Annotated in this window: 15 protein-coding genes and 3 pseudogenes; 13 read left to right on the top strand and 5 right to left on the bottom strand. The window is 62.7% G+C overall.

All coding sequences use genetic code 11. From position 1 onward, the window contains the following. Positions 1-619: 619 nt before the first annotated feature. The gene (dmeF, locus tag K1X15_RS13070) at positions 620-1,594 is read right to left on the bottom strand and encodes a CDF family Co(II)/Ni(II) efflux transporter DmeF (RefSeq protein WP_220304061.1); all 975 of its coding nucleotides are present in this window, start codon (positions 1,592-1,594) and stop codon (positions 620-622) included. 18 nt (positions 1,595-1,612) lie between these two features. Continuing rightward, entirely contained in the window at positions 1,613-1,891 is a 279-nt protein-coding gene (locus tag K1X15_RS13065; protein WP_220304060.1) for a metal/formaldehyde-sensitive transcriptional repressor, read from the bottom strand. 78 nt (positions 1,892-1,969) lie between these two features. Between K1X15_RS13065 and K1X15_RS21445 the strand changes: the two genes are divergently transcribed. Further along, the gene (locus K1X15_RS21445; RefSeq protein WP_220304059.1) at positions 1,970-2,161 is read left to right on the top strand and encodes a DUF1289 domain-containing protein; all 192 of its coding nucleotides are present in this window, start codon (positions 1,970-1,972) and stop codon (positions 2,159-2,161) included. Positions 2,162-2,455: 294 nt separating this feature from the next. Here K1X15_RS21445 and K1X15_RS13055 read toward each other — a convergent pair whose 3' ends face one another. Beyond that, positions 2,456-3,400, bottom strand: coding sequence for a DUF4238 domain-containing protein (locus K1X15_RS13055; protein ID WP_220304058.1), 945 nt, complete (start codon positions 3,398-3,400; stop codon positions 2,456-2,458). A 45-nt stretch (positions 3,401-3,445) separates the two neighbouring features. Next, entirely contained in the window at positions 3,446-3,880 is a 435-nt protein-coding gene (locus K1X15_RS13050; protein WP_220304057.1) for a MerR family transcriptional regulator, read from the bottom strand. Positions 3,881-3,947: 67 nt separating this feature from the next. On the opposite strand from K1X15_RS13050, the gene K1X15_RS13045 reads away from it, so the two are divergent. From K1X15_RS13045 to K1X15_RS13035, 3 genes are read left to right on the top strand one after another with little or no spacing between them, the layout of a single operon-like run. Next, a complete protein-coding gene (locus K1X15_RS13045) occupies positions 3,948-6,161 on the top strand; it encodes a heavy metal translocating P-type ATPase (protein ID WP_220304056.1) in 2,214 nt (737 codons plus the stop codon). 41 nt (positions 6,162-6,202) lie between these two features. Further along, positions 6,203-6,679, top strand: a complete 477-nt coding sequence (locus K1X15_RS13040; protein WP_220304055.1) for a copper chaperone PCu(A)C — start codon at positions 6,203-6,205, stop codon at positions 6,677-6,679. A gap of 5 nt (positions 6,680-6,684) precedes the next feature. Beyond that, the gene (locus K1X15_RS13035; RefSeq protein WP_220304054.1) at positions 6,685-7,275 is read left to right on the top strand and encodes an SCO family protein; all 591 of its coding nucleotides are present in this window, start codon (positions 6,685-6,687) and stop codon (positions 7,273-7,275) included. Between the two features lie 45 nt (positions 7,276-7,320). Here K1X15_RS13035 and K1X15_RS13030 read toward each other — a convergent pair whose 3' ends face one another. Further along, positions 7,321-7,566 carry a helix-turn-helix domain-containing protein gene (locus K1X15_RS13030; RefSeq protein WP_220304053.1) on the bottom strand — a complete coding sequence of 82 codons (246 nt, stop codon included), beginning with the start codon at positions 7,564-7,566 and terminating at the stop codon, positions 7,321-7,323. A gap of 239 nt (positions 7,567-7,805) precedes the next feature. Here K1X15_RS13030 and K1X15_RS13025 point away from each other — a divergent pair, with 239 nt between their 5' ends. The 9 genes and pseudogenes from K1X15_RS13025 (at position 7,806) to K1X15_RS12985 (ending at position 15,298) form a co-directional block, all read left to right on the top strand. Further along, the gene (locus K1X15_RS13025; protein ID WP_220304052.1) at positions 7,806-8,324 is read left to right on the top strand and encodes a hypothetical protein; all 519 of its coding nucleotides are present in this window, start codon (positions 7,806-7,808) and stop codon (positions 8,322-8,324) included. 57 nt (positions 8,325-8,381) lie between these two features. Beyond that, positions 8,382-8,612 (top strand): hypothetical protein, encoded by a 231-nt coding sequence (locus tag K1X15_RS13020; RefSeq protein ID WP_220304051.1) that lies wholly within the window; start codon positions 8,382-8,384, stop codon positions 8,610-8,612. A gap of 57 nt (positions 8,613-8,669) precedes the next feature. Next, complete coding sequence (locus K1X15_RS13015) at positions 8,670-9,278, top strand: hypothetical protein (protein WP_220304050.1); 609 nt, start codon at positions 8,670-8,672, stop codon at positions 9,276-9,278. Beyond that, entirely contained in the window at positions 9,275-9,616 is a 342-nt protein-coding gene (locus K1X15_RS13010; protein ID WP_220304049.1) for a DUF6634 family protein, read from the top strand. The genes K1X15_RS13015 and K1X15_RS13010 overlap by 4 nt, the downstream gene beginning before the upstream one ends. Positions 9,617-9,652: 36 nt before the next feature. After that, a pseudogene (locus K1X15_RS21520) lies at positions 9,653-11,167 on the top strand (AAA family ATPase); the annotation flags it as partial. Positions 11,168-11,241: 74 nt separating this feature from the next. Next, positions 11,242-11,859: pseudogene (locus K1X15_RS13000) on the top strand (glycosyltransferase); the annotation flags it as partial. Between the two features lie 14 nt (positions 11,860-11,873). Further along, positions 11,874-14,074, top strand: a pseudogene (locus tag K1X15_RS12995) (amylo-alpha-1,6-glucosidase). A 143-nt stretch (positions 14,075-14,217) separates the two neighbouring features. Beyond that, the gene (locus tag K1X15_RS12990) at positions 14,218-14,694 is read left to right on the top strand and encodes an Hsp20 family protein (protein ID WP_220304047.1); all 477 of its coding nucleotides are present in this window, start codon (positions 14,218-14,220) and stop codon (positions 14,692-14,694) included. Positions 14,695-14,788: 94 nt separating this feature from the next. Continuing rightward, positions 14,789-15,298 (top strand): Hsp20/alpha crystallin family protein, encoded by a 510-nt coding sequence (locus K1X15_RS12985; protein ID WP_220304046.1) that lies wholly within the window; start codon positions 14,789-14,791, stop codon positions 15,296-15,298. Positions 15,299-15,336 lie beyond the last annotated feature (38 nt).

Raw genomic sequence — 15,336 nt, 5'->3', positions numbered from 1 at the left:
TCAGTGTCCACCCTGGAAGGTCGTGGGGGACGTCATGGGCATGGTCGATAGCATCATGTGCATCGGTAACCTCGCCGCCATGCGAATGTCCATGGCCATCCAAGGCTTCAATCATTGTGCCTGTGGCCGACAGATGTGCGGCATTCGCCGACATAGGCGCAGCGAGCATCGCGCTCGTCAGAGCGAGCATCAGCAAAGCCAGCGATATTGTCCTTTGGAACGACATCCCAATAGGATGCAATATCGCCGTTAAGAAGCTGCTAACTGTTCTACGGGTCCGGCACAGGGCACCAGGTTGTCCGCTTCCCGAGACGAAGACTTGTGACCCGGTGGCCGAGATGGCGAAGGGTTTGAGACCGCCGCCACGGGGCGCGAAGGAAAGGTCGATATTGCGCGGGCGTCCATGCACTATGGTCTTGCTTAGGTCGCAGGAGCGCGCCAGTCCACTGCGAATGGCGAGAAGTCGACGCTGTAATATTCTGCACGCCACGCATCTCGCGTCGACTAGATCGAACTCATCGCAGGAAACAGCAACAGTTGCGGCCCAGCCCACGCGGGTTGCGACATAGCGAACGCAAGCACCGCAATCTGCCCGCCAAGTTTTTCCACCTCCTGCGGCTTAAGCGGCCCGGGCATGCGCCTCCACCGTCAGGTGAGAGAGATCATGAATATGAGCGAGCTTGGCATGGTAGACTTCCGGAGACTGAACATTGCCGACCTCAAGCGTCACGATAGCACCGAAATGCCCGGGACCGAGGCGCCAGATGTGGAGATCGATGACCTTGTCGCCGCCGACCTCGATGGCCTCGCAGATTTCCTCCGGCAAGTCTTCACCAGCGGGAATGTAGTCGAGCAGGTTGCCGCCGGCTTCCTTGATCAGTCCCCACGACCAACGCGCGATGACGAGGCCACCGACGACACCCATGGTAGGGTCCAGCCACAGCCAGCCGTAGATGCTGCCCAGCAACAGCGCCGCAATCGCCAGCACCGATGTCAACGCGTCGGCAAGAACATGCAAATAGGCCGCTCGCAGGTTAAGATCCCGAGTGCCGCCGACCTTGCTCTCCTCGGCATCCCCGTGGTGGTCGTGGCCATGATGGTCGTGATGATGGTGCCCATGGCTATGGCCATGGTGGCTGTGATCATCGCGCAGTAGCCACGCGCAGACCAGGTTCACGACAAGCCCGATGACAGCAACAACGATCGCCTGCTGGAAATTGATCGCCACGGGGTTCTGGAACCGAAGGAAGCTTTCATAGCCGATGAGGAGGGCGATAAGCGCCAGGACGATGGCACTGGCAAATCCGGCCAGATCACCGAGTTTACCAGTGCCGAAGCTGAACCGGCGGTTGTGGGCATTCTTGCGGGCGAACATATAAGACAGGGCCGCAATGAGCATGGCGCCAGCATGGGTCGACATGTGCCAGCCATCGGCAACAAGGGCCATCGACCCGTAAGCTGTGCCCGCTACGATCTCTGCAACCATCATCGTGGCGGTCAAGCCGATGACCAGCCAGGTGCGACGCTCGTTTCGATCATGATCGTTACCAAGGAACACGTGGTCGTGTGGTGCCGGGAAAGACTGCATAGACATGAAGAGTGCCTTCGTAAATTACTTGAAATAGGTCCGAACGATCTCGATCAGGTCAGCGGCGCCTTTAGCCCGCTCTCCGTCGGCGTCACGGTTTGGGTCCACGACGTGATGGACGATATGGTCCTCGATCAGCTCGACAGTGAGCCCATTGATGGCTCCCCGAACCGACGCGACCAACTGCAGGACCTCCGCACAGCCCGCCTCGGCCTCAAGCGACCTCTCTATGGCCTCCATCTGTCCTTTGAGCCTGCGGACCCGCGCCAGAAGCTTGGCTTTCTCTGTGATGGTATGGGACATGGCGTTCTCCTCTTGATAAGATAGGGGGGTACCCTATCTAAGTCCACAGATTCTTTGATCCATGTTTGGAGACCTGTCGTGCGAAAAGACGATCCTTGTATCCGGATCTGTGAATTCGATCGCCAGACCGGTTGGTGCAAAGGCTGTGGCGTGACCGTCGCTGAGATCAGGGGATGGAAGAAGCAGACACCCTATCGGCGCACAGAACTCTTGCGCGACTTGGGCCGACGAGTATTGCAACTTAAGGCTTCGACGCCGAAGACGGGCTAAGCGGCTCCGCAGCGGGGCATGGGAATACCCAAGGGGCAACTTGATTACGCGTAGAGGGGACACGTGAGAACGACCGCTTCTGGACATCGATGTCGCGGACTTCCCCGTCGTGCCCGGAACCACCGAAATCATCGATCAAGGGTACATCGACAGAAATCTGCCGGTCGCAAAGCAGCGACTTCCGTTCAGGGGAATCCATCTGGCCGCGTGCCCAATGAACTCATCGAGGACCCACTGCCTCCAGGATTTTGAGCCCGCGGGCTTCAGCTTGCGTGCCACGCCAGCGAGTACATTCTACGCTCCTGCCGACAATCCGGATTGCTGGTTCTTCCTGCGTCGAAACTGCACCAGACGCTCGAACAGCGTAGTACGCGGCCTCGTACCGAAATGTTCCGCAACGAACTCCTTCATGCCATCGTCGCGGGCAAACACGAACTCGACCGCAGCCCCGGCAACCACCTTATTCAGGCCGGTCACCCATTGCTCAGGGTCGACAGCCTCGATCCTGCGTTGCGTCTCAACATTGTTCACCGCGCAGAAGGCGGCCTGCGGACCTATGGGCAAGAGGAGATAAGAGTCCGCGGCGGCGAATTCGTGCCAGGTGATGATGGGCCGATCGCTGGTCAGGAATTCCGCGCTACCATCAATCCGACGTATGAACCACCGCATATTGTTGATGAGCTCGCCAATCCAGGCGTGGTCCACCAAGGTCGGCAGGATGCTGATCATCCAGCTCCGCATTTCTTCCGGCGGCAGGCTGTCCATGTATTGGGCGAACGTGGAAGGATCGCCGAGCCCCTTCTTCTCTGCATAGGCTGCTTCTAACTCGGGCAGCTGGCGCGCCCACTCCTCGGCCAGACCAGCCTCAAGCGTGTCGAGATGGTCCGGCATGCGCATCATGAGCGACATGAGGAAGCGAGACCACGCGCTGCGCAACTTTCCATCCCGTCCAATGCGTGGATCATCCTGCTCGAGTGCCGTAAGAGCATCGGCCGCCAGGGAGTCCAAAGGCGACATGAACTTCTGCTCCAACGTCTGGGCAGCCTTCGGTTCCGCGACGGGATCAGAATAGAGCAAATCCTCGCCCCCCGAAACATGAGGTGAAACCCACTTCACGACCAGCTTATCTGGACGAGGCTTGCTGAACCGACGCAGCTTGCCGGCCTCATTTGCCCAGCGAGCCTGATAAAACGAGGGCAGGTAATGATGGTAGAGGGGAAGTCCGGACCCTTCGCTCATCGTCGTACGGTCCTATCAGGAACACTGCGCGAGCAGCGAGATACGTCACTTGCCTGCGTCACTGTGGTGCCTGCACTTGCCGTGGTCGGCAAGAATGTCGATGACCTTGCACGTCTCCACTCGACCATGGCTGCAGCCATCGACCATTCGCTCGAGTTCGGCCTGCAAGGCCGTCAAGCTCGCGATCTTGGCTTTCACCTCTACCAGGCGCGCCTTAGCTATGGTGTCGGCATCCGCGCATGACTGATCGGGCCGATCCTGCAAATCGAGCAGGGTCCGTATCTGGTCGATCTCAAAGCCGAGCTCGCGCGAATGCCTGATGAAGGTTAGCCGCTCGGCGTCCTTGCGGTCATAGGTGCGCCGGTTGCCTTCGGTACGAGGCGGCGCCGGGAGCAGCCCAATCTGCTCGTAGTACCGGATGGTGGGGATCTTCACCCCGGTCGCTTCCGAGACTTTTCCGATCGCGATGCCGTGACTCATTTCCGCTTGCTCCTATAGTCGCTGGAGGATGTACGCAGACGGTGACGAATTCAAGGAGTCGCTGCCAATGGATGCAAGGATTGGAACCACACGCTTCCGTGTTGAGGGCATGGATTGTGCCAGCTGCGCTTCCAAGGTCGACACGGCTGCCAGGCGTATTCAGGGCGTGGAAGATGTTTCCGTCTCGGTCGTCTCCGGCACGATGTCGGTCAGGCACACCGGCGACGTCGACCTCACAGATCTTGCGCGCCGCGTCTCTAACCTCGGCTATCCGACTCGCCAGCTGCAGATCGCATCCAATGCCCGGCCCGTGGACCAGCATGGCGATAGCCATGGTGAGCATGATGATCAGGCAGGCGGCGGCCATCTTCATCTGCATGGTTACGATGATGCCGATGAGGGCGTACCGTGGTGGCGCACCCGAAAGGCTATCTTGACGGCGTCCTGCGGCATCGCGCTGCTGCTGGCCTACCTCGTGGGCCGGGTCGTCCCGGATGTCGGGCACTGGGCGTTCCTGGTCGGGCTGCTGGTGGGCTTGATCCCGATAAGTCGCCGCGCCGTCGCCGGAGCCATGGCCGGCAGCCCGTTCTCCATCGAAACGCTGATGTCGATCGCCGCCGTAGGCGCCGTGGTCATCGGCGCCACGGAAGAAGCGGCTACAGTCGTCCTGCTCTTCCTCGTCGGGGAAATGCTGGAAGGCTTCGCCGCTGGCCGGGCCCGTGCCAGCATCAAGGGTCTGGCCGATCTGGTGCCCAAGACGGCACTGCTGGTCGATGGCGACGAGGTGCGTGAAGTCCAGGCATCCAGTCTTGCCCTGAAGCAGTTGGTGCTGGTGCGCCCCGGCGACCGCATCCCGGCGGATGGAGAGATCGTCGAGGGCAGCGGTGCCATCGACGAGGCACCGGTCACCGGTGAAAGCGTTCCCAAGAGCAAGGGCGTCGGCGACGCTGTTTTCGCCGGCACCATCAACACCGACACCGCCATCAGGGTGCGAGTCACCGCCGCCGCTGCCGATAACACCATTTCCAGGGTCATCGCCCTGGTGGAGGAGGCACAGGAAGCGAAGGCGCCGACCGAGCGCTTCATCGATCGGTTCTCCAAGATCTACACGCCCGGCGTTCTGCTGGTCGGCGCCTTGGTCGCCACCGTGCCGCCGCTGCTGATGGGCGCATCCTGGAGCGAGTGGGTCTACAAGGGCCTCGCCATCCTTCTGATCGGCTGCCCCTGCGCACTGGTGATCTCCACCCCTGCCGCCATCGCCGCGGCCCTGTCTGCCGGTGCCCGTCGCGGGTTGCTGCTCAAGGGCGGAGCGGTACTCGAACAGCTCCGCACCATCACCATGGTCGCCATGGACAAGACCGGTACGCTGACCGAAGGGAGGCCGAAGGTCACCGATATCGTCGCCGTCGGCCGCAGCGAAACCCAGGTGCTCTCGATGGCTGCGGCGCTCGAGACCGGATCGAGCCATCCGCTCGCCCTCGCCATTCTCGCCAGGGCCAAGGCGGACAAGGCACCCGTGCCACCCGGTTTCGATCTCGCGGCTGTTCCCGGTAAGGGCGTCACCGGCAGCATCGGTGCCGACAAGGCATTCCTCGGCTCTATCGAAGCAGCCGCCGACCGCGCCACGATCCCCGACGAATTGCGGGCACGCATCGTCGCATTCAACGACGAGGGCAAGACCGTCTCGGTGCTGCTTGCCAACGGCACGCTCGCCGGCATCTTCGCCATCCGCGACGAGCCCCGGGCCGATGCCAGGGCCGGTCTGCAGGCGTTGCGCAATGCGGGCGTCGGCGCGGTGATGCTCACCGGCGACAACCAGCGCACCGCCAGCGCCATCGGCGCCTCGCTGGGTATGGATGTTCGGGCCGGCCTGCTTCCCGAGGACAAGCAGCGGATCGTTCGAGAGCTTCAATCGCGAGGCAAGGTTGTGGCCAAGGTCGGCGACGGCATCAACGACGCACCCGCACTGGCTGCCGCCGATGTCGGCATAGCCATGGGCGGTGGCACCGACGTGGCGCTCGAGACTGCCGATGCCGCCGTGCTCCATGGCCGCGTAACCGACATCGCCGACATGATCGGCCTGTCGAAGGCCACGATGGCGAGCATCGGGCAGAACATCAGCCTGGCCCTCGGGCTCAAGGCCGTGTTCCTCGTGACGACTGTCATCGGCGTGACCGGCCTGTGGCCTGCCATCCTTGCGGACACGGGTGCGACCGTGCTGGTGACCGCGAACGCCATGCGCCTCCTGGCCTGGCGGGGCAGCCGGTCGCATTCCGTCTGACCTGTCGAGGCGGTATTGCTCCAGAAAAAGGATCGGACCACATGAAGCTATTTGTCACCATCGCCTTGATCGGCATCCTTACGACCGGGAGCGGGTTTGCCCATGACTTCACGCAAGGTTCGATCTATCTCGACCATCCGATGATCGAGGAGGCCCCGCCGAACGCGCCGGTACTCGGCGGATACCTCTCCATTCAGAACACGGGCGACACCGATGACCGTCTCGTCGCCATCGAGAGCAGCGCTGCCGAGAAGGTGGAGATACATCGGTCAACCGTGACCGATGGCATCGCGCGCATGCAGCCCATGACGGAGGGCCTCGTTATTCCCGCCGGTGAGACCGTGTGGTTGGACAACGGCATGCATGCCATGTTCGTCCAACCTGCCGAGCGGTACCGCGCCGGCGACGAGGTCCCCGCTACCCTGGTGTTCGAGAAGGCTGGTCGAATCGACGTTACGTTCAAGATGGAGGAGCGGTCCACCGGAGCCGGCGCTTCTCATGAAGGTCACGGCCAGTGAACGGCTTGCGCAGGTTTCGAGGTATCCTTTGGGTGCTGGTGGCGATCGCAGCTGCCGGCGCTGCCTTCCTGGCTTTTGGCCCCCGGTTCGCGCCAGCGAACGCTGGGGAAGCCATTTATGCCAAGCCCTTTTCATTGGTGAACCAAGACGGCGCTCCGGTCACGCAGGCCGACTTCCTCGGCAAGCCTTCGGCCTTTTTCTATGGCTTCACCCATTGCCCCGACGTCTGCCCCACGGCCCTGGCCGAGATGTCGGCCATCCTCGAGGCGCTCGGACCGGACGCGGACAAGCTGCAGGTCGTCTTCGTCTCCGTCGATCCGGAGCGGGACACGCCGGAGATCATGAAGGACTATGTGGAGTACTTCGACCCTCGCATCGCCGGCCTGACCGGTGACCTTGCGCAAGTGGCCACCATGGCCAAGGACCGCTACATTTTCTTCGGGAAAGTGCCCATGGAAGGCGGCGACTACCAGATGGAGCACCAGGCATCCATCCAACTGGTGACGGCGGACGGTCGCTTCTTCGGCACCCTTGCTGCCGAGGAAGGTTTCGACATCAGGCTGGCCAAGGTTCGCCGCCTCATCGGCGAGGGATAACACCCTTCCCAGCGTCACCTCACGTCACCACCGGGAACCTCACGGCTAGCGGAGGACCCGATGCACGCCTTCGGGTTCGTCTTCGCCACTGAACCTGATGCCGGCACGCTCCAAGGCCTCTTTCATGGCCACGACGCTGGTAGGCATCACCCTGTCGCCACCGTTCTCGTAGGCCGCCACGGTCCGGCGACCGATGCCGCTATACCCCGCAAGCTCCTGCTGGCTCCAGTCGAGGAGGGCTCGTCCCGCCCGGATCTGGGCGGGAGTTGGCCGGTGCTGATGTTCGCTCAAGACGCTGTTCCGAATCGATCTGAAGACAACCGAAACCTAACGCAACTGGCAGTCGTTGCACAAAATGTACATCCGGCCTTGACATCCGTAGCAAATATCTATAGTCACTAGAGCATTGGAAGCCGCAGGTGTCCGTCGTTCAGGCACCGCAACAAGACCTTCCCCCGCGTGCATAGCCCGCACGACGTCCTGAATATTCATCGTGTTCGGCCTGTTCGTTGCATGCAGGGAGAGTACCTGTGTCTTTGTTCGTGCGTCCCCAAGACCTTAAACCGAAATCACGTACGCTGCGCCACCGGGATACCCGGCGGAAACTTTCCTCCATCCTGTTCGACTCGCTCTCCCGGCTGGACGAAGTGGCCGTGATCGGCTCGGATCCCCTCGTCACCCATTTCGCCGTGTCATTGGGGTTGGAGGCTGCCTCCTTGGCGACCTGCCAGGCCATCCTCGACGAGCGGCCGGTGACCCTGGTCGGCGTTCCCTCCCGGCACTGGTTCCGTCCCGACACCATGAAGCTCCTTCTGTCGCTGAAGGTGTCCATGGAGAAATGCGGTCGGCCCTGCGTGCTCCTTCCACAACGCGCCATAGCCATGCTTCCCGACCCGGATGGCACCAGTGAGAAGGCTCGGATCTTGATCGAGTTGATCCGGGATCCGGTGCGGATGGGCGTCGACCTGGCATGCTACGACAAGCACGTCGGGGATCCTGTTGGATGCCGGGCACTGCAGCTACTCACCGGCCACGACTGCGTTTCCTGATCCACCCGCGTCATCGCCCTTCTTGATGGTCTCGAGCTTTCGAGCCGGAGGAAACTCATGCCCGCAAACACAACGACTGCTTTGTCGGAGACACCGGCCCTGCTGTCGCAACTGATCTACCGCGCCGGGTTCGACCGCCATGAGCTGGAGATCGTCGAAGGCAAAGACGGCGGGTTCATCCGCCTTCCTGCCGGAATGGACCCCATTACCTTCAAGGTCCGAGACCTGGGGCACATGCTCAAGTCCTACGGACTGCCCTACGAGATCATGACCGACCCGGCGAACTAAACGACAGCTCGTCTTCCCTCTCTACCTCACCGCTTCCGTTAAACATGGAGTACTCGCATGCTCGATGCCGATGCTGCACGCCTTCCGTCCGGCTCCGCCGATGCCGGCCCTATCTCCGGACGCCGCCGCCGCACCCTTCGCCAGTCCGCGGAGGCCCTGGTCCTGGTCCACCCTTCGGTCAGGCGCCTCACCGACGATCTGGTGCCAGACGAGCTGGCCGATGATCTCATGATTCCCGCGGATGACTTCACTGCTATCAAGGTGGCCCTTGGCCGGCGCGAGGTCTACCTGGTCTGCGTTTGCAAGGCGGCCTTGCGCGGCCATGGCAGGCATGCCTTTTTCGAACTGAAGGCACTGGCCGCAACCATGGGCCACACGGTCGTGCTGGTGCCGGAATCGTTCATCCGCCGCGAGCCCCGCCTGACCAATGCCATGATGATCGCGGGTGCCGCAGGTGCCGAGATCGGCTTGACCGACCGCATGAAGCTGTTGGCCCACCTGATCGACAACGGCGGCAGCGCACCTTTGCTGGACCTGGCGGTGATGGTCCGCGGGGAGGAGCCGATCTCGGCCATAATGGCCCTGGTCGTCGAAGGCGGCCTCTATGTCGACCTCGACAAGCCGATCCTTCCCGCCACCGAAGTGCACCTGGTGCAGCCGCTATGAGCCGGCGCCACCAGGCCGTGAATTTCTTCGGCGCCGATCCCTTCGCCACCGCGGATCGACTCGAAGCCTTGGCCGCGGACCTTCGCCGGCTTGCATCCGGTCACGCTCCGTCTGCCGCGCAATTGGCGGAGGCGCCCACGCTCCGGGACTGGGGTGTGCTGTCGCGCTCCGGCATCGCCCTTGTCGGCACGGTCCAAGGGCACCCCAGGATCGCGGATCATCGGCCTGCGATCACTTCCGAACTTTTCGCCATCGACGGCGCCGAACTGTGGGCGAGGACGATGAGCCGGTACTACCTGCTCGAGCCGCGCGGCACCGGGAGGAAACAGCATGGGTAAGCTCGACGATTTATTTTTCCACGAGGAGCAGCAGAGATGAGGACGATCAAGAACACCAAGGACGAGCGCACGATCCAGGAGCGATTGGCCGATCTTGTAGTCGAGCGCACTCTCCCCAAGTCGGTGCGCAATGCCTTGGCCAAGGGCACAAGTGGGCACCTGGTGGTCGTCGTGCCCTCGACTGAGTGGCAGGAGCCGATCGGCGAGGCTATTTCGGAGCTCCAAGACAAGGTCCATCCGGTCTACCCCGGCGGTCCCAAGGCGGCGAAGGACGACCGCAAGGCGGTCAAGTTCCATCTGGAAGCCGGGCACGTGGTGGTCGGGGTGGCGGTCACGCCGTCTACCCTTCCACCGTTGCTGCGGACCGTCTCAACCATGACCGCGACCGTGCCGGCTCCCGACCCGGCCTTGCTGCGGACTTTCCTTCGGAGCGTCTGCACCGGCCCGGTTCCCCGCAGCCTCGATGCACTGAACGTCGGCGCCCTCGACTTCGACGAAATCTGCTCTCTGGTGTCCTTCCAGGCGGAAGCCGCCGTGGTGGTGGAGAAGCTTGGCCAAGCGATCGCCAACAAGACCGGCATGACCCGCGGAAACGAGGTCCTGCCCTCCATGGAGGAGGCTGTCGAATTTGGTGAAGCTCGTCACTGGGCAAAGGACCTCAAGATCGACCTGGCAGACGTCGCCGCTCAACGGATCGGGTGGGCCGACGTCGATCGGGGTATTGTCCTCCATGGCCCTCCGGGCACGGGCAAGACCACATACGCCCGGTCGTTGGGTCAGTATCTCGGTATTCCGGTTGTCATCGGCAGCATTGCCGACCTGTTCGCCAGTACGACCGGATACCTCGATACGGTCATCCGTGCCCAGAGGGATTTGTTCGAGCGTGCTCGCAGCGCCGCCCCATGCCTGCTCTTCTTGGACGAGTTGGACCAGGTTCCGAATCTTGATGCCACTGACAGCAAGAACAGGGATTATTGGGCTCCGGTCGTCGCCGATTTCCTGATTGCACTGGACGGCGCGGTGGCCGAAAGGGCTGGTGTCATCGTGGTCGGAGCGACGAATCGGCTCCACGCGATTTCGCCCGCCATTCTGCGCAACGGGCGCCTCGAGCGAGCCGTTTTCCTGGGGCCGCCCGGACCGGATGGCGCGATGCGCATCCTCCGGCACCATCTCGGCTCGGCGCTGCCCGGAGCCGACCTCGGCGGTGTCGCCACGATCTGCGCCAGCCGGGCGATGACAGGTGCGGACATCATGGACGTCGTCCGTAGTGCCCGCCGCCGGGCCCGCCGCTCCGACAGGGACATCACGCTCGACGACCTCAAGTCCGTCCTTATGCCCGGCAAAGAAACACCCCCCGATGTGGCTAGGCGCATCGCCGTCCACGAGTCCGGCCATGCCATCCTTGCGGCACTTCACATGCCGGAGCGCCTGAACCTGGTCACCATCGAACCGGGCGGAGCCGGCGACAATAGCGGCGGTCACACCCAGATCGCCGTGTCAGGAACCCCAATCGAGACCATTGTCGAACTCGAGAACCGGGTGGAGATGCTCTTGGCAGGACGCGCAGCCGAGATCCTCATCTACGGCTCCCCCAGTTCCGGTGCGGGTGGGTCCGCCACAAGCGACCTCGCCCTGGCCGTCCAGACCTTGGCGATCGCCTACTTGACGCTTGGTTTGGTCGACGGCACCCCCCGTTGGCGCTGCGAACCCGAAGACGTGATGCTGCACCTCATGCGCGAGCCGGCATGCAGCTCAAGATCGCCGCCAAGGTCGACAAGGCCGACCAGACTTACTGGGATGAAACAATCGCCCCCCTCGTAGCCCGCTACGACAATGTCGAATTCGTCGGTGAGATCAACGAGCGAGAAAAGGCACAATTCCTGGGCGACGCCGCCGCACTGCTGTTCCCCATCGATTGGCCCGAACCGTTCGGGCTGGTGATGATCGAGGCCATGGCCTGTGGCACCCCGGTCATCGCCTTTCGTTGCGGCTCAGTGCCCGAGGTCGTGGATCACGGCGTATCCGGCTTCATCGTCGATTCGATTGAGGAGGCGGTGGAGAGCGTCGGGAAGGCCAAGGCGCTGGACCGGGCCGTCGTGCGCGCCACCTTCGACGCCCGTTTCACCGCCGGGCGCATGGCGGCGGACTATCTGGCGATCTACGAGCGGCTGCGCATGGGCCAGCCGGCAAACGGCAATGTCTATATCCCGCCGCGCAATGCAGGGCTCGGCCTCAACGCTTGACTGGAGACCGGCCAATGGATTCCCACTTTGCTGACGCGGGGGCCTTCGGGTCCCCGTCACCCAACGACCCGTCCTTCGGGGTGGCGGCTCGCGCCTCCTTGCAGGAGGGGCGGACCCGCACCCTCAAGCATGGCGACACCTTCGGGGTCTTCGACCATAATGGCGACATACATGCCCATCCCGCAGGCGCCGAGGGGCTGTTTCACCGCGACACACGGCACTTGTCCCGGCTTACCCTCGCCATTGCCGGCGCAAGACCGCTGCTGCTGAGCTCGACCCTTCGCGACGACAACGCCACCCTCACCTGCGACCTGACCAATCCCGACATCACCGATTCGCTGGGAGAGACAATCCTTGAACACGACCTTGTTCATATCCGGCGCTCGCGTTTCCTCTGGAAGGGGACGTGCCATGAGCGACTGGCGGTGCGCAATTTCGCCGACAAGGCTGTATCGATCGCCCTTGAAATCGGCTTTAACGCCGATTTTGCCGATCTTTTCGAGGTGCGCGGCACGGCGCGTGTCAAGCGCGGCCAGATTCACGACCCGCAATTGGGTCCCGACCATGTCGAACTCGCCTATACCGGACTAGATGGAATGGTCCGGCGCACGCATATGCGGTTCTTCCCCCAACCGGACGCCCTTTCGGGCAGCCATGCACGTTTCGATCTCGTTCTGGCCCCGGGCGAGACCAGATCGGTGTTTATAGCAATCGATTGCCTGGGGCAGCCCGACGAAGCCGCGAGCCGGAGCCACTTCTTTTCGGCCATTCGGGAAGCGCGGCGCGCTCTGCGTGGATCGTCCTCGCGCGCCACGGCAATCATCACCTCCAACGAGATTTTCAACGAGAGCCTGAGGCGCAGCGTTTCCGATCTTTATATGCTGATCACCGATAAACCGGAAGGACCCTATCCCTATGCCGGCGTGCCCTGGTTTAGCACGGTTTTCGGACGCGACGCTCTCGTCACCGCTTTCGAGACGCTCTGGCTGGACCCGGCCATCGCCCGGGGCGTGCTCCTTCACCTGGCCGCCAACCAGGCCAGCGCGGTCGATCCCGCCGCCGATGCGGAACCGGGCAAGATTCTCCACGAGGTCCGCTATGGCGAAATGGCCGAATTGGGCGAGGTGCCGTTCCGGCGCTACTATGGCAGTATCGATTCAACGCCGCTCTTTGTCATGCTGGCGGGCGCCTATCTCGAACGCACGGGAGACGTGGAGGCTATCAGTGGACTATGGCCCCATGTCGAGGCCGCTCTTGACTGGATCGAGCGCTACGGTGATCGCGACGGCGATGGTTATGTCGAATATGGCCGCCTGACCAACAAGGGTCTTGTAAACCAGGCTGGAAGGACAGCCACGATTCCGTCTTCCATGCCGACGGGACGCTGGCCGCCGGCCCCATCGCGCTCTGCGAGGTACAGGCCTATGTTTTCGGCGCTCTGCGGGCCGCGCAGGCCATAGCTGCGCAACTGGGACACACGGAGGCAGCCGCGCGACACGCGCGGCGCGCCGACGCCTTGCGCGAAGCGTTCAATCGGGACTTTTTCGATGCGGAACTGGGCACCTATGTGCTCGCGCTGGATGGCAACAAGCGCCCTTGCCGGGTGCGCAGCTCCAATGCCGGCCACGCGCTGTGGAGCGGCATAGCCGATTTGAACCAAGCCGCGACCGTCGCCGGCACGCTGCTCAGCCGTTCGGGCTTCAGCGGCTGGGGCATCCGCACCATCGCGGCCGGGGAAAGCCGCTACAACCCGATGAGCTACCACAATGGTTCCGTATGGCCCCATGACAATGCCCTAATCGCCGCCGGTCTCGCCCGCTACGGCTTCAAGAGCGCGGCAGCCCGCATTTTGGACGGCCTCTTCGCGGCATCGACCTATATCGACCTGCGACGGCTACCGGAGTTGTTCTGCGGCTTTTCGCGCAACACCTCGCAGGGGCCGACCTTCTATCCGGTGGCCTGCATTCCGCAGGCCTGGGCGGCCGCCGCGCCGCTTTATGCCCTGCAATCTTGCCTCGGCCTCCGCATTGCGGCCGAGACAGGCAGTATCGCATTCGACCGGCCCATCCTGCCTGATTTTCTGGACGTCGTGCGACTGCGGGGCCTGCGCGTCCGCGACGCGATGGCCGATATTGCCCTGCACCGCTCGGGCCAGAGCGTGATCGTTGAGGTGGAGCGTCGGCAGGGCGCGGTTAGCGTCGTGACGCGAGCATGATTTTTTTCACGCTAACCTATTGAAACAAAGCCGACTTATCTTAAATCACCTAGTGCCGGATGCCCAATAGGGATCCGGCTTCGGGGACCGGACGAAACCGGCCTCCATACTTGTATCCATGTTGCTCAAAGGAGGATATGGCTATGAGCACGACCTTTGATTTCACTCCCCTGTTCCGGTCGAGCATCGGCTTTGACCGCATGTTGAATGCTCTGCAGGCGGCAAGCCGCGTCGAGAGCATCGACAACTGGCCCCCTTACGACATCGAGAAGACCGGCGAGGATGCATACCGCGTATCGCTCGCGGTGGCCGGCTTCTGCCAGGACGATCTCACCATCACGCAGGAGCAGAACATGCTGATGGTGAGGGGCCAGAAGGCGGGCGAGGATAGCGCGCAATACCTGCATCGCGGCATTGCCGGCCGGGCATTCCAGCGCCGGTTCGAGCTCGCCGATCATGTCAAGGTAATGGGCGCGAACCTTGTCAACGGCCTGCTGACCATCGATCTCAAGCGCGAGATCCCCGAAGAGATGAAGCCGCGCCGGATCGAGATCGCCACCGGCGAGGCAGGCGCCAGTGCCGCGCCCCGGCAGATCGAGGCCGACAAGCAGGCCGCGTAAAGCCTTCCCCGAAGCGCCGACGAGCGCATGGTGCCGGACCTGGTCCGGCGCCGGGATGGCTTTGCCAGCCAAATGAACAGAAAGGAGAGAAACCATGAATGTACGTGACTTGATCCCGTGGGGCCGCCCCAATACGAACCCCGCACCCAGCATTTTCCACGAGAACGACCGCGACCCCTTCCTATCGCTGCATCGCGAGGTGAATCGGCTGTTTGACGATGCTTTCCGAAGCTTCGGCTCCGGGCTGCCGACCTTTAGCGGTTTTTCCGCATTCGGCGGAGGGTGGCCGAGCGTCGAAATCTCCGACCGTGAGAAGGAGATTGCCGTCACGGCCGAAATTCCCGGTCTTGAGGAAAAGGATATCGAGATCCTGCTCGACGATGGCGTGCTGACGCTGCGCGGCGAGAAGCGCTCCGAAACGGAGGACAAGGACCGGCAATTCTCCGAGCGCGTCTATGGCCGCTTCGAGCGGCGCATTCCGCTCGGTTACGAGGTCGAGCAGGATAAGGTCGATGCCCGCTTCCGGAACGGTGTGCTCACCGTGACCCTGCCCAAGAGCGAGAGGGCACAATCGCAGGTCAAGCGCATTGCCATCCGCAGTTAAGGAACCAAGGCCGGCGGCGATTGCCGCCGCCGGTCGCA

The sequence above is a fragment of the Devosia salina genome (assembly GCF_019504385.1).
Taxonomy (GTDB): Bacteria; Pseudomonadota; Alphaproteobacteria; order Rhizobiales; family Devosiaceae; genus Devosia; species Devosia salina.
Note: the sequence above shows the minus strand (reverse complement) of the source record. Positions and strands in the feature narration are given on the sequence as shown.